The organism is Paenibacillus sp. GCM10027627 (genome assembly GCF_042675505.1).
Lineage (GTDB): Bacteria > Bacillota > Bacilli > Paenibacillales > Paenibacillaceae > Pristimantibacillus.
Genome location: NZ_JBHTHB010000002.1, coordinates 742645 through 758029, shown reverse-complemented (window position 1 = coordinate 758029; position 15385 = coordinate 742645). Strand labels below are relative to the sequence as shown.

12 protein-coding genes are annotated in these 15385 nt (G+C 47.8%); 11 read left to right on the top strand and 1 reads right to left on the bottom strand.

Features of this window, described 5'->3' with window-relative positions:
- Nucleotides 1–112 precede the first annotated feature (112 nt).
- The 3 genes from ACFQZE_RS11435 (at nucleotide 113) to ACFQZE_RS11425 (ending at nucleotide 6593) form a co-directional block, all read left to right on the top strand.
- Nucleotides 113–2047 carry an FAD-dependent oxidoreductase gene (locus ACFQZE_RS11435; protein WP_379356870.1) on the top strand — a complete coding sequence of 645 codons (1935 nt, stop codon included), beginning with the start codon at nucleotides 113–115 and terminating at the stop codon, nucleotides 2045–2047.
- Between the two features lie 183 nt (nucleotides 2048–2230).
- Nucleotides 2231–4345 (top strand): serine hydrolase domain-containing protein, encoded by a 2115-nt coding sequence (locus ACFQZE_RS11430; RefSeq protein WP_379356868.1) that lies wholly within the window; start codon nucleotides 2231–2233, stop codon nucleotides 4343–4345.
- Between the two features lie 343 nt (nucleotides 4346–4688).
- Nucleotides 4689–6593, top strand: coding sequence for a glycosyl hydrolase family 8 (locus tag ACFQZE_RS11425; protein WP_379356866.1), 1905 nt, complete (start codon nucleotides 4689–4691; stop codon nucleotides 6591–6593).
- A gap of 203 nt (nucleotides 6594–6796) precedes the next feature.
- On the opposite strand, the gene sspI is transcribed toward ACFQZE_RS11425, so the two are convergent.
- Complete coding sequence (gene sspI, locus ACFQZE_RS11420; RefSeq protein WP_379356864.1) at nucleotides 6797–7030, bottom strand: small acid-soluble spore protein SspI; 234 nt, start codon at nucleotides 7028–7030, stop codon at nucleotides 6797–6799.
- A gap of 142 nt (nucleotides 7031–7172) precedes the next feature.
- On the opposite strand from sspI, the gene ACFQZE_RS11415 reads away from it, so the two are divergent.
- The 8 genes from ACFQZE_RS11415 to ACFQZE_RS11380 all read left to right on the top strand — a co-directional run bounded on the left by ACFQZE_RS11415 (nucleotide 7173) and on the right by ACFQZE_RS11380 (nucleotide 15373).
- Entirely contained in the window at nucleotides 7173–7985 is an 813-nt protein-coding gene (locus tag ACFQZE_RS11415; protein WP_379356862.1) for a TrmH family RNA methyltransferase, read from the top strand.
- A gap of 96 nt (nucleotides 7986–8081) precedes the next feature.
- On the top strand, nucleotides 8082–8759 hold the full coding sequence (locus ACFQZE_RS11410; RefSeq protein ID WP_379356860.1) for a DUF1643 domain-containing protein: 678 nt from the start codon (nucleotides 8082–8084) through the stop codon (nucleotides 8757–8759).
- 354 nt (nucleotides 8760–9113) lie between these two features.
- A complete protein-coding gene (locus ACFQZE_RS11405; RefSeq protein ID WP_379356858.1) occupies nucleotides 9114–10883 on the top strand; it encodes a sensor histidine kinase in 1770 nt (589 codons plus the stop codon).
- A gap of 1 nt (nucleotide 10884) precedes the next feature.
- Nucleotides 10885–11505: a response regulator transcription factor gene (locus ACFQZE_RS11400; protein ID WP_379356856.1), complete on the top strand. Its 621-nt coding sequence runs from the start codon at nucleotides 10885–10887 to the stop codon at nucleotides 11503–11505.
- A gap of 160 nt (nucleotides 11506–11665) precedes the next feature.
- The gene (locus ACFQZE_RS11395) at nucleotides 11666–12844 is read left to right on the top strand and encodes a LuxE/PaaK family acyltransferase (RefSeq protein WP_379356854.1); all 1179 of its coding nucleotides are present in this window, start codon (nucleotides 11666–11668) and stop codon (nucleotides 12842–12844) included.
- Between the two features lie 33 nt (nucleotides 12845–12877).
- Complete coding sequence (locus ACFQZE_RS11390; RefSeq protein ID WP_379356852.1) at nucleotides 12878–13234, top strand: iron-sulfur cluster assembly scaffold protein; 357 nt, start codon at nucleotides 12878–12880, stop codon at nucleotides 13232–13234.
- A gap of 9 nt (nucleotides 13235–13243) precedes the next feature.
- Nucleotides 13244–14413, top strand: a complete 1170-nt coding sequence (locus ACFQZE_RS11385) for a cysteine desulfurase family protein (protein WP_379356850.1) — start codon at nucleotides 13244–13246, stop codon at nucleotides 14411–14413.
- Nucleotides 14414–14458: 45 nt separating this feature from the next.
- Nucleotides 14459–15373 (top strand): U32 family peptidase, encoded by a 915-nt coding sequence (locus ACFQZE_RS11380; RefSeq protein ID WP_379356848.1) that lies wholly within the window; start codon nucleotides 14459–14461, stop codon nucleotides 15371–15373.
- Nucleotides 15374–15385: the final 12 nt, after the last annotated feature.

Here is a 15385-nt window from a genome sequence, read left to right as displayed (position 1 = left end):
TAAAAGATCGTAAGAAAATATTAACGAAAAATGTCGACTTTTTTGGTAGACTAGTAGAGACCTAGAGAAGACTACTATGAAATTTGGAAGAGGAGTGTAGGGTAGCAACATTATGAAAAATAACAAATGGAAGATTCTATTGATCGCAGGAATTGCGGTAATCGCGGCGATCGCTGTTGTTGTAGCTGTTACGCAAAATAAAAAGGTGAAGGATACGACCAGCAAGCCGACTCCGTCGCCAACCTCCATTACGAAGCTGCCTCAAGTCGAGGCGCCGAAAGAGCAATATGATGTTGTCGTGGTTGGTACTGATCCCGAAGGCGTGGCTGCTGCTGTATCCGCATCCCGCAATGGACTGAAAACTTTGCTGGTAGACGGAAAGGACCGGAAAGTGCTTGGCGGTCTGTTTACGCTTGGATGGCTGAACAGCCTCGACATGAACCGGACGAAGCCGGGCGGAGACGACTATTTTAATAAAGGTATATTTAAAGAATGGTTCGATCAAGTCGAAGGCGACTCGTTTGATATTACGACGGCAACGAATGCTTTTCACAGCCTAGTTGAAAAAGAGAGCAACATTGATGTAAGACTTGGAGCCAAGTCAATTGAGCCCGTCGTCGAGAAATCGGCAAACGGAGATTCCGTAGTGACTGGAGTGAAAGTGAAAACGGCTGAAGACAACGAGCTAGTTATCGTAGCAAAAGCCGTTATTGATGCTACACAGGATGCGGATATCGCGGCAGCAGCAGGCGCAAAGTTTACTTATGGCCGCGAGGATATCGGAGATACCAAGCTGCTGATGGCGGTTACTCCTGTTTTTAAACTGACGAATATTACTCCGGAAGTATGGGGTAAAGTGAAAGCTAGACTGAACGGAGACGAATATGCAGGAACGGGCGCAAACGAGCAAAGCGCTTGGGGCTATATCGAAATGTGGGATTATCCGTCGTCCAACCCGGAGCGTATCCGTTCCCGCGGCCTCAATTTGGGACGTCAAAACGATGGAACGATGTTGTCCAATTCCATTCAAATTTTCGGCATTGATCCTTTTGATCCAAAATCGAGAGAAGAAGCGTACGAAATTGCCCGCAAAGAGCTTCCGCTCATGCTTGCCCATATGAAAAAGCTGTACCCAGAGTTCAAAGACGTCGAAATCGGGGAAATGGCACCCGAGCTGTATATTCGTGAAACCCGACATTTAGAAGGTATGTACAGGCTTAACATGGTAGATTTGCTGGAACAAAAAACGCATCACGATGATATTGCTTTTGGTTCTTATCCAATTGATATTCAAAGTACTTCTGCGGCCAAGACGGATCGTGGAACAGTCGTTATGGCTCCTAGATTTTACGGGGTGCCGTTCCGTGCCCTTGTGCCACAGACAGTCGACGGCTTGCTTGTTGTTGGCCGAACATCCAGCTTCGATACGCTGCCGCATGGCAGTGCCCGCGTTGTCCCTCTAGGCATGGCGACAGCTCAAGCGGCAGGAGCCGCTGTTAAAGTAGCTATTGAATCGAATGTTACATTGAGAGAGCTTGCTGCATCGGAGTCTTTGGTGGACATGCTACAGAAGCGTCTGACGGAGCAAGGGATGAACCTTGAAGTGCCGGAATTGAAACCATATGCCTTTATTAGCCATCCTGCTTACGAAGGACTTAAAGCGGCGGCTATGATGGGAATCGCGCAAGGCGCATACGCAAATGACTTCCAACTGGATGCGGAGTCAAACGCTCAACGTTTTATGCAAAATATGAAGGGTGTGGCGAAAGTCCATGCGACAGCATTCCCAGTATCTGTGGATGCCGCGGTTAAGGATGTCGCAGACCCGGCCAAAGTAGTGCTCACTCTTGAGCAAGCGGCCTATACGATTTCTCTTTCCATGAACGAGGGAGCGAAGCGGGAAGGCGCTTTGGAGCGTCTGATCGCAGATGGCGTCATTAAAGAAGAGACGCTGGCACTTATTAAAGATAAAACAAAGCTGACAAACGGCGACGCATACTTGCTGCTCAAAGATGCTACCGCAAAAATTGCAGGGGTAACCTATTAATTGATTTCTACATTTAATGAATTCTTTTGATAGGTAAAGCTGGAATTTAATAGGTTTATAAAAGAAGCTAGTCCTATCATTATATTGGGGCTAGCTTCTTCTATTGTCATAATCTATGAAACGTGATGTCATTTTTTACGTAATAGAATAGGGATGAAATTATAGAAATGGAGTGAGTCAGAAGTGAGGAAGCTATTTGTATTGCAAAAGCCCAACCGTTTAGTCAAAACGGTAACGGCGGCAGTATTGTCGCTCAGCCTTATGGTTCCGGCGATCGGTGCATCTGCCGCAGCGGATGCCGCGAGAGGGAAAGAACTCGATTCCACGAGCGCGACTACTTTTCTGGATCAATTTTTCTCTAGCGAAATGGCAAAGCAAAATTATGTAGGCGCATCCGTTGTTGTGGTCAAAGACGGAAAAGTGCTTGCCCAAAAAGGTTATGGCTATGCCGATCAAGAGAAAAAGAAGCCCGTAGATCCGGCTTCGACCGTCTTCCGCGTCGCTTCGGTATCCAAAACGTTTGCGGCAACGGCTATGATGCAGCTAGTCGAACAGGGCAAAGTGGGGTTGCAGGACGATTTTACGAAATATGTGAAGGATTTGAAATTCAGCAACCCGTTCGGCAAACCGGTTACGATTGAGCATTTGCTGACTCATACAACGGGATTTGAGATTCGCGATCCAAAGCCGGGGGACATACATAACGATTTTGAAAAGGTCGTCGATATTGACGATTACGTAAGAGAAAATATGCCTCCTGTCGTTCGCGAACCGGGAGCCTCTTATATGTATGACAACTTTGCCTCCATGCTCGTTGGCCTTATTGTCCAAAATGTGAGCGGTCAGCCGTTCGAGCAATATATGGAGCAAAACGTGTTTAAGCCGCTAGGCATGAACAACAGCGATTTCCTCAATCACGGCAAGCTGAAAAGCCAAGTGGCTGTTGGCTACACAGCCGATCATCAGCCGATAGAGCCTTACACGGTAACGCCAACCGTTATGCCGCATGGCGGCATGCTTAGCACAGCCGAAGATATCGGCAAATATATGATTGCCTTTTTGAACGGCGGGGCGACTGGCGCAAACCGCATTTTGTCGGAAAAGACAGTTGCATCGATGGAAGAATACCGTTCGGAAATTCACTCGCTTTTGCCTAATACAACTTATGGCTTTGAAGCGGCCATGCAGTTGCCTGAAGCCGGAAGCAGCAAAAAAGTGATTACAAAAGCCGGGGATTTGCCCGGAAACAGCTCTTATTTATTCCTTATCCCTGAACAAAATACGGGCGTGTTTATAACGTACAACCAAACAGGCATTTTGCGCAATTTGTTCTACCCGCAGTTCATTTCGACGTTTTTCCCGCAATACGCTTCGGCGGCTTTATTTGAAGCGTTTGAGCCGAACGAGAAGCAACTGGCGGAATTCAAAGGCTTTTATTCCGATCTTCGTCTTCAACTGCTCATCTCTTCCGTTGATCCGGACGGAGTAGGCGATTTGATTATTTCGGACTCTATTTTGGGGCCGCGCGCGCTTAAGCAAGTGGACGATAATTTGTTTATCGACACTTTAACGAAACAATTTACCGCATTCCAGCTGGATAAGAACGGAAAAGTGCAGTATATGAAAGAGCCGTATTTGAATCCGCTGGGCTACGCGCAGAAAGGCGCGACAGCAGCAGGATTTGCCGATGTGAAAGCGGACTCTCCTTACGCTAATATGATCCATACACTGCAATCTCTTGGCTACTACCCTAATGATGCTGCCATCAGCTTTAAGCCTCAGCAAAACGTAACAAGAGCGGAGTACGTGCAGCAGTTGCTTGGATTTATTGGGTTAGAAGGCAGTGAAACCGAAGAGCTGGCTTTCACTGACTTAGAGGGACATGCTGCCGCTGCATTTATTCAACAGGCATACGAGCTTGGTATGGTAAATGGCAATGGAAAAGGGAAATTCCACCCGAACAAAGTGATTACCCGTCAAGAGGCTGCCGTTATGATGTGGAGATTGCTGGCCGGGCAATATGAGCCGGAAGCATTCCAAGGAATTAAATTGGCAGGTAAAACCGATAAATGGGCCGTGCCGGCCGTTCAAATGATGGTTGCGTTCGGCTATCATGGTCCAGAAGTGAAAATTTCGAAAGATGGCGCAACTGACTACCAGTCGAAAAAGGCGCTCACTCGCGAAGAGCTGGCCGCTATCCTGTACACATCGCTTACTACCCCGATCGATCAAATTTACGCGGCCCTTTTGCAGCAGGCCCAAGGGGAAGCAGCAGGAGCTGCGGTTAAAGCAGCCTAATGAAATATCCATTTTAACATAAGATGATTGCAGTTGCTTAAGCTGCTACCAAGCTGTCGAGTTCGCTCGGCAGCTTTTTTTCGTCTGCGTTTGTTATTTTAACGGATGGAATGGATGGCCTGGCTTGAGGTTAGGAAGCAAGAAATAAGAGGTTAAGAACATTAAAGTTTAAACGCTTTAATTTTTGTATTGACATTCAATTAACATGATTTTACAATAACTTTATAAGCGCTTTCAAAAAGGAGGAATGGACATTCCAGAAAGTAAAAGACTCATTGCGTCAATGAAGTTTAAGCGTATAAACTTCTAGATTTCCATACTAAAGCGAAAGGCAGTGTCTAACATGAAGATTCGCGATACTTATAAGCCTTACCCTCCAGCCCTTATTATTACGGTAATGGTGTTGGTCGTTTCGCTCGTTTTATCTCTATTGTTTATTCCGATAAGCTATGCCGCCTCCGGGACAACAACCGCTAAAAAAGACCAGCCGAATAGACCGTATCCTCAGCACATGACCTATGCGGAAGGCTCCATTAAACCGAGCCACGTTACTCAAAAGGGGATGGATGCGGAAGTTGGCCTTCTATACGATGAATGGAAAAAGAAATATGTGAGAGCCAATCCTTATGACAAAAGCCAGTACTATGTTTGGTACAATGACGGCGGCTGGAACGGCGATGCCATTACCGTTTCCGAAGCGCATGGCTACGGAATGATGATTACGGCGATTATGGCGGGATACGATCGTGATGCCAAAAAAATATTTGACGGCATGCATAGCTACTTCCGTGCGCATCCTAGCCATATTAACCCTGATCTGATGGCTTGGCAGCAAGCTGATCGCGACGGGAAAATTATCGATGTAAATGGTACGGACTCCGCGATCGACGGCGATATGGATATTGCTTACGCTTTGCTTTTGGCGGACAAACAATGGGGAAGCGACGGGGCAATCGACTATCGCGGGGAGGCCATTAAAGTAATCAACGCGATTATGCAGAGCGAGGTTCATCCGGAAAACTTCCATTTGCAGTTAGGAGATTGGGTGAGTACCTCCGATAGCGAGCCTAGCTTTAAACCGGCTACACGTCCTTCTGATTTTATGCTTCAACATTTGAAGGAATTTTATAAAGCTACGGGCGACGAGCGCTGGCTTAAAGTCATTGACAACACTTACGGGATCGTAAACGATTTGTACAAAAATTATAGCCCGAAAACAGGCTTGCTGCCTGACTTCGCCTATAGAGATCCTGCGGATGGAAAATATAAGCCGGTCAACGAGTTTAAATGGGAAACGGAAAGCGGCCATTTCTTGGAGTCGGAATTCGACGGCGCTTACAATTACAACTCATGCCGTACACCATGGCGCATTACATCCGATTTCTTGCTCACCGGCGACAAGAGAGCTTATGATCAGCTGTCTTCCATCAATAAATTTTTGCAAAAAAATCATGATACTCCCTCTCAAATTTGGTCCGGCTATACGCTTGACGGCAAAACAAAACTGAGCGAATGGGATGGCGGGTTGGATTATACTGCTCCGTTTATGGTGAGCGCTATTATTCATAAGGACAATCAGCAATGGCTGAACCAGCTGTGGGATTATCATACGGATGCCGTTAACCCGACAAGTGCAGAATGGCGTTACTACTACGGTAACTCCATCCGATTGCTCAGCATGATCGTCGTATCCGGCAACTGGTGGTCGCCAACGGGTATGGCATCGACCGACATTTCTGGCCACCCGGCGGAAAAAGAGATTAAACAAGCTTTGTCTGAAGGAATTGTAAACGGATATCCGAACGGCAGCTTCAAACCGAACGAAGTCGTATCCCGCTCCGAATTTGCGGTTATGCTTGCTAAGGCCTTGAAGCTGGACGGCGATGCCCCAGAAGTCGCGTTCCCTGATGCTAACGGAATCGCTCTTTGGGCCAAGCGATCCGTACAACTAACCTCTCACGAAGGACTTTGGAACGGGCTGACGGAGCTTGGCTTCCAGCCGAAAAACAAGCTGACAAGAGCGGAAGCATCCGTAGTGCTTGCTGCGGCAATGAAGCTTAAAGGTTCCGAAGGCGGCACGCCATTCTCCGACGATGCTTCCATTCCGGCCTGGGCGAAGCCGTCCGTCAAAGCTCTGGGAGAAGCAGGCGTTGAATGGTTCAAAGCAAAAGATAAACCGTTTAATGGGGATGCTGGACTTACAAGAGCTGAAGCGATTTCTATTTTGGGCGCTTTGAAGAAGAACTGATAGTTGCTCTAATATGAAATGACCAAACGACCGCAGGAATGATCCTGCGGTCGTTTTATTTGGCGATGCTCGCTCACCGATTTCGAGCGTCTAGTGGTTTCTGACCCAACTAATTGCTCGAAAGGATGCGTGTCGGGTGGTCTAGTGGTTTCTGACAGGAAAAGCTGGCCGATTCTAATGAACCAGCCAGCCAACTCATTGGATTACGAAGGGTTAGCTCCGGCATCGTTAGGATGCAAATGTTCGTAAAGCGATTCAACCAAATGAGTTTGCTCCGTTTCGTTCGATTGTTTCCAAATCATTTCGAATAAGACACCAAGGCCGGGCAGCGTCCGCTCGTCATGATCGACGGAGCCTTCAATTACTTCCGTTAATTGCTCTTTAGAATTGTCCTGAACACGGTTAATAATGGCTTGGCGAAGATCGATGTTTTGCAATGGACATTACCTCCCGCGGAATGTAGAAATAGTGCTTCGTTATTATACCCGCTGTAGAGAATGGCCATCCGCCGCTTAAGCTGACGGATTATGCTATACTGGACATTAGAAAACAAGCGGAATGGGGCAAGGTGAAAACGGAATGTATGACAACAACCATTTATTTATTGGTTCGCCACAGAATGAAAAAGTGAAGCTATGGGCATCCTTATTAGACAAAAAAAATCGGGATCGCACTGGTCTTTTTATCATTGAGGGAGTTCATCTTATTCAGGATGCCATTCAAGCGGGCGCTGGTGTCGAAACAATCATATACGATGACGAAAAGGGAATTCCGCAACAACTGGACGGAGCGCCATATAGCGATTTTCCTGCGAACTGGATTGCAGCGTCCCGAACGGTTATAGGGAAATGTACGGGAACGGATACACCGCCGCCTATTTTTGCCGTTTTACGAAAAATTGAGGTCAAAGAAGAAACGCTGTTTAAAAGCAAGCGTTTGGTCGTTGCATTAGACGGAGTACGCGATCCCGGAAATGTGGGCACCATTATCCGCAGCGCGGATGCGGCAGGAGCCGATGCGGTTGTTTTGGGCAAAGGATGCGTTGATCTCTACAATCCCAAAACGGTTCGTTCGACAATGGGTTCTTTATTCCATTTGCCAATTGTACAGGGGGATTTGCAGGAACTGCTCCCAAAAGCTAAGCTGGAAGGTTCAAAAGCGATCGGGACCAGCTTGCAAGCGGAGCATAGCTGTTACAGCTATGACTGGTTGCAGCCAACTTGGCTCATTATGGGTGGTGAATCGGAAGGCCTTTCCGAGGATATAAGAAAGCTGGTAGACGAATCGGTCATCATTCCGATGTCGGGCAGTTCCGAATCGCTGAATGTAGCGATGGCAACGACGGTTTTGCTTTTTGAGGCTCAGCGGCAGCGTTTGATTAGCCAAACATAAACATTGAAAAGAGAGTGGGATAACGCCCAGCTCTCTTTTTTCTTTTTCAAGTGATATATTAAAAGTGATGAATAAAAATGTGAAAGGAACAAAAAAATGAATAAAAGTGTTTATTTTTCTTCATTTGTTGATGATAAAAAAATTGCAACAAATCCTAAGACGATTCATAACAATGATGAGTATAGGTATTCCTTAACTATTTTCTTTAAGAGGAAAGTCGCTGGTCCAACGGCTGTAGTTATTATGAAAAATCCAAGTAAAGCGGGCATTATTGATGAAACAAACAAAAAGTTATTGTCTGACGATACAATCTATCACGTCTGTGATTACATTTTTAAAAGACAAGAGAAATTTTCAAAGCTTATCATTCTTAACCTCTTTCCTATATATGGATCAACATTTAAGAACATTGATTTTAAAAATAATATTAAGCAATTAACGGGGAAATCAGGAGAGTATTCCCGAAATGACAAAGAGATTGAAACCATTGTTGATTCATTGACCAATACGGATAAAATCATCCTCGCATGGGGTGGATATCCAAGTCTTGGAGTTAAAAAGTCTTCTAAAAATGAGGAGCAGAAGCTAGAGGAACAAGTAAAAGAACAAGTAAAGGAACTTTACGCGCAGCGGATAAAAAAAGTGCTGAAAATAATTGATGGGCGACCTACCTACAAAGTTGGCAAAGGGTTAACGAATGGAAAGTTTCCACAGCATGGGAAAATGTGGTATGACTATGAGGAGCTTGAATTGTTTTCCCATCCTACTATATAAACTTAGCAGAGAGTGCTTTTCGCGCAAAAAAAGAGATTGGCTTGCCCCTCCTCAAGAAGAGGGAAACGAGTCCAATCTCTTTTGTTTTTGCCAATTGACACCAGTAATAGAAATGGTTAATATGATATTAAATGCACATATGAGTAATCATTCATATGTTTCGGGAGTTTATTAAGAAAGGGTGAACAATAGCCAACCAGATCATGAAGTTTCTATTTTCAGAGCAAAGGAGTTGAATGAAGGGTAGTCAAAAAACCGTTCCTCCACAGGCAAGGCAGGCAGTATTCTTTTGCGAACGGCGTATAGAAAAGCATGATTTATGCAATAACCACTTCCTTTTGTAAGGTGAGGTCTATGCGATTCCGTGTTTTTTCGAAAAAACCGATTTTAATGAAGGCTCTTTGGTTTATCCATGCTTTATTTCCGGCGTTGTTGATTTATGTTTGCGTCCAGATGCACGCACATCCGTTTATGGGCATTTATATCGAAAATCGCGGCAACTACTGGGTTGTGTCCAAAGTGGATAAGGAATGCGGAGTCAGTGCACACTACGGCATCGAAAAGGGCGATATTTTGCTGCAGATCAATGGGAGAGACCCGAGCCTTAACGATAACGTGAGCAGATGGCATATTGCAGAAGGGTTTAAACACGCCTCATTCCTGAAGCCGGAAGGCGAGATTGTACGCATCATCATCAACGACTGGCTGAAGCCGCAGTCCGTGCATGGGGCGCTGCCTTATGTGGTTTTGGCGCTGTTTATTTGGATGGTAGGCAACTATGCGCTTTATAAATGCAAGCAGTCGCCTTCGAAAATATTTGAAATCTTTTTGGCGCTGAATCAAGTATCGGCCCTTGTTGTATTAACGGCTTTCCCGGCAAGCAGCGGGATTTGGCTGGCCAAGGTGGCGCATATTGTTTCGGCGGCATGGATTCCTTCGCTGCTGCTCGCTTTATTAAGCAGATTTCCCGTGCCGTCCAAATCGCCTCTATTGGCTGCGGCCAGAACATTTGGTTTGGCAGTTGGATTTCTTTACACGGCTGCAATACTTTTATATGTATCGGCTGATTTTTCATCGTCCGCGATGATTGCTTTTTTCCGGTATGGCTTGCCGCTCTGCATCGGGCTGTCGTTTCTGATCGGAATAGGCATTGCGGTCCGCAACATGGCGAAAATGACAATTGCCGCTAATCGGGCAATGTCCGTTATTCTTCTGGCAGGCACTTGTCTTGCTTTGTTTGTGCCGCTTCTGTTTACTTTTTTGCCGGAAGAGCTGAACGAAAAACCGATTTTGATGCTTGAGGTCAGTATGTTTTCTTATTTGGTGCTGCCGCTGATCTTTTTATACGCAATTGCCAAGCGAAGCGAGCTGAATATTGACGTCCATATGAGAGAGATGCTGGGACAGGGGACGGAAGGGAACTGCCCTTCGGGGCGAGGTCATCACACGGACAAAGAATGGCTTGATCCTTCGCTCGCGTGCCAATTGCTGATTCGGGCGCAGGAGCAGGAAAAACAGCGCGTATCCTCTCATTTGCATGATCAAATTTTACAAAATCTTATTTTTATGCTGCGCGATTTGGAAAAAGCGGGCGACTTCGGAAAGTCTGCCGCTGCTGGACCAAACGTTTTGCTGGAATCGATGAAAGACGCTATTTATGACGTGAGGGAGCTTTGTTCGGATCTTTATCCGTCGATGATTGAGGATCTTGGTTTGAAATCGGCTATGAATTGGCTGGTCAGGGAAACGAAAAGCCGGCATAACGTCGCGATAGAATGGGAATTTGGGCAGGTAGAGGAAGAACGATTGCCCTATGAGGTTAAAGTGAGTCTGTTCCGCATTTTAAAAGAGCTAGTGACCAATGCGCTTAAGCATGCCGGAGCAAGCCGGATGTTTATCCGAATTGAGCCTTCCGGACAAATGCTTGTATGCGAAATCAGGGACAACGGAGTCGGATTTGATGTGCCAAGAAGAATGAAGGAAACGATGAGAGGCAATCATTTTGGACTGATGACGGCATTAAAACGAATTCACGGCATGGGAGGGACGATGAATATCTTGTCCAAATTGGGCGAAGGAACGAAGGTGACGTTTCAAATTCCGCTGCTGGAAGGGGGAGCGTAAGGTGGGGATAACAAGCGTCTATTTAGTGGACGATCATCCGATGGTCACCAAGGGATTGCAGGGCTGCTTGGAGCAGGAGCAGGATATTCGGGTGCTCGGCGTTTTCCAAGATGGGGAAGCTGTGCTGGAGCAGCTGCAAAAAGGGGTTTGGCCCGACCTGATTGTCACAGACGTGTGTATGAAAACAACAAGCGGATTCGATCTCGCCAGAACGGTGCGGGCCAGATACGGCAGTGAAATTAAGATGATTATGCTTACAGGATATTATTACGAAGAATATATGAAAACGGCGTTTGAGCTTGGCGTGTACGCTTTTATAAGCAAGGAATCCCCGTATGGACATATTGTAAACGCGATTAGGCAAAGCATGTTTGGCCATATGCTCATCCCGGAAAGCTATCATCTTGCGGGGCGAAAAGAAAGATTGTCCGTTGTCGAGGTGAAGGTGCTAGGGCTGATCGCCAAGGAGTGGACGAATGTGCAGATTGCCGAATATTTGGACGTGAGCAAAAGAACGGTCGAAAACCACATCACCAGCATTCTCGCCAAGCTAGGCGTTGATTCTCGCGTTGGCGCCGTCGTACAGGGCATTCAGAGGGGGATTATCGGGCCGTACAGGTAAACATGCAGGCTTTAGGAAAAGTCTTACAATTTGCGTGATCGCGCAATTTCGAGGGTGGGAGTACCCGCCAAAAGATGCGTAGGATACGGATAGAAGGGGCTGTAAATCGTATGGTAATCTTAGAAACGTGATCTATTAATGCTATTATTTGGGAGGTCGTATGATGTCGAAAATGAAAGAGTTATTTCAAAACATGAAAGATTTGAACCTGGATCCGGTAAGCATGGTGGCCGCTTCGACGCGAGAAATGTTCCAATGGGAACGGAGCGACGCTGAGGAGCTGACAGGGTATTTGATGGCGGACAACTTCAAATATCACTATGAAAACAACACATTTTACCGCAAAATTTGCGATGAAAAAGGCGTTTCGCCGGAGCAGGTTCAAGGCTTTGCCGACATCAACAAAATTCCCCTTATTCCAGTAGCCAATTTTAAGCAGGCGGATTCTCATTTGCTGATGACGAAGCCGCTCAGCGAAGTGGAGTTCGAGATGCGCAGTACGGGCACGAGCGGCATTCCTTCCGTTTCGCGCAGAGATTCGCAATCTGTCAGCCGGGCAGCATTTGGCATCTACGCTATGTATCGCGAGCTGTTCCAATTTTCCAAAGGTGCTGGCCTCTTTTTGTTTCCTTCCCCGGAAGAGATGCCTGAAATGGGCATGGTGAAGGTGCTCAATATGTTAAGCGGTCTGTTCGACGCTACCAAATGTTTGGTCAAACGGGCTTCTTTTAAACCGAAGGAAGCGATCGAGACACTGCAAAACTGGGAAGGCGTCCATACCCGCCACATTGTTGGACCTCCGTTCCTTGTGTATAAGCTGATCAATTACTTAAAAGAAAACGACATCCGTCTCAAGCTGGATAAATCGACTAAGGTGATCAACCTTGGCGGCTGGAAACGGTTTTGCGGCATGGAAATTCCACGGGAGCAATACAACCGCGAAATCGCGGAATACTTGGGCATTCCAGAGAGCGGAGTAAGAGATATGTACGGCCTTGTGGAGTCGAATATTCTTGCAGTTGAGTGTGAAGAGCATTCCAAGCATGTGCCGCCATGGGTTTATTTCTCCGTCCGCGACGTAAAAGATTTATCGCAAGAGGTGCCTCAAGGGCGCCGCGGCGTGCTGGCGATTATGGACCCGATCTCACTGTCCTACCCTGGATTTATTCAAACCGAGGACCTGGTTTATTTGGAGAAAGAAAACGAATGCGGCTGCGGACGCACGGGGCAGAAGGTGACTTACATCTCCCGCGTTGCCGGAGCGGAGGTCGGCTGTTGCGCTATTAATCTGGAGAAGCACATGGATGAGGCGGAAGAGGGGCTGACATGCGGCGTTTAGTCCAAAAAAACGGGATGCGGGAGGAGAGTCGTTATGTATAATGCCATCATTGTGGATCATTTTACGGCGCCTCGCAATATCGGAGAGCTGGCGGATCGGGACGATGAGATCAGCATCGGCAATTCCGTATGCGGGGACACCATTCATCTGCATATGAAGCGCGATGGGGACAAAATTACGGATGTCAAATTTAAGGCGTACGGCTGCGCGACGTCGATCGCGACGGCAAGCATTTTTTCCGAATATATTACAGGGAAATCGATCGGGGATATTTGCGCAACCGAAGCTTCGGCGCGCAGCGAAATGTTGGGGGAGCTAGATCCGTCCCAGCGTCATTGCCTCGACATTTTAACGCAGTTATTCTCGCATTTCGACGGGGCCGCCGCCTAGGAGGGTAAAATGGCTGAACGATATTTCGATTATAACGCGACAACGCCAATTGATCGGGAGACGGCAAAGTGGATGATCGAGCATTTGGAACTGTTCGGAAATCCATCAAGCAAGCATACGTACGGCGAAAAGGCGAAGGGGGCGGTTGTCAGTGCCCGTTCGTCCGCAGCGCGCGCGCTTTCTGCACTGCCGGAGGAAATTGTTATTACATCGGGCGGCTCCGAATCCAACAATTATGCCATTAAGGGATGGCTGAGCCAGTTTTTCGGCCGCCCCGGCCATATTGTCACGACATGCATGGAGCATCCGTCCGTCCTGCAAGTTGTGCAGCATTTGGAGCGGCGTCACGGCTTTTCGGCGACCTATCTTCCTGTGAACAAGGAAGGGTTCGTATCGGTCGAGGACTTTAGAAAAGCTTTGCGTCCGGATACGCAGCTCGCTACCGTTATGTTTGCCAACAATGAGCTTGGCACGATCCAGCCGATCCGGGAAATGGCGGAGGAGGCGAAGCGGCGGCATCTGTTTTTCCATTCCGATGCGGTGCAGGCTGTAGGGAAAGTTCCTATTTCCCTACGCGAGCTAGGAGTGGACGCACTCTCCTTTTCCGCGCATAAGTTTAACGGACCAAAAGGGGTTGGCGGTTTATTTATCCGCAGCGGCATAGAGCTCGAGCCTCTAATCCATGGCGGCGGACAGGAGGGCGGCGCCCGCAGCGGTACGGAAAACGTCGTATCCGTTGTTGGGATGGGCAAAGCGTTTGATGTATTGTCCGAAAAGCTGTATGAAGCAAACGAAAAAAGCAGGCGCCTTAAAGGATTGTTAATTCGGGAGCTGTCTGAGCTCACAAACTGCTCTTTAAACGGATCGACCGATCCGAGCCGCACGCTCGCCAATACGGTTAACGTTTGCTTTCATGACGTTCGCGGCGAAGCGCTGGCAGCTCAGCTTAGCATGCTGTACGGAATCGCCATTTCGGTAGGCTCCGCTTGCAGCGCAAACAAAGAAACGAAGCTTTCCCATGTGCTGCGCGCCATCGGCCTGTCGGAAGATCAAATTAAATCTTCGGTTCGGATCAGCTTTGGCCCGGAAACAACGGAGGAAGATGTCCGGTTTCTAGCTGAAGCGGTGAAAGAACGGGTCGCGAGCCTGCGCTTAATGCTGCCGGTTGGCATTGAATAGGGGGCGAACGCAATTCAAATTGTAGCCCCTGCAAGATCGCCTTTTATGTTGAAAGAAATGATAGAGGCTGGCGCAAACGAAATTTATGTCGGCCTAAAGCCAAGGGGGCTCCGCCAGCTTTCACTGGATGGCAGATTTCAGACCGTAGCCGACTATCCCGGTCATGTCCCGGATGAGGATACGCTGGACAATATGATCAAGCAAGCCCATCGCCAAGGGGTAAAAGTTACGTTTATGGCAAACCCCGTTTTGCTGCCGAGAGATTGCGAAGAGGAGTTTGTCAGGCATGTAGCCATTGCGGCGGAGATGGGGGCGGATCATGTCGCTCTCTCATCCCTGCAAGGGGCGAAGCTGCTGCAAACGGCCGGCATTCGCCTTCCGTTTATTGCCGGCTCCGGCTTTTCCGTGTTAAACCGAGGGATGCTGGGGCTGCTGCGGGAATGGGGGTTTCAGCGAGCGACCGTGCCTCACGCCATTACGATTCCAGAACTGCAAAAGTGGAAGGCGGAGGGGCTGGAGCTTCAAGTGACGGGCAACTTCGGCAGCGGCAGCTTGCCCGGTCTATGCCGGTTGTGGGAATCTCCCAACAATCGGGAAATGGGCGATGGTACTCGAACCGTCTATCGGGCCACCTTGCCGGGCGGGGATACGATGGAGCAAACGGCTTGGCTCGATTCCGCTACAGATTGCAGCTTATGCAATTTGGGCGAGCTTGAACGGGCTGGCATTGGCTATATCAAGCTGATCGGCAGGGAAGCGCCGAACCCTTCCACTTTGGCCGTCGTCATTGACTTATTCAGACAATGGCTCGATATGGAGGAAGAGCGGAAGCCGGTTAGCGCCAAGATTGAAGTGATGGAAAGGGAGCTTCTAATGTGGACCATGAAATGGGTCCCGCGGTTTTGCGACAAGCAGCGCTGTACCTATTTGGAAACTCCGGTCACGAGCAGTTACGTTTAGCGGGAAAGGAAG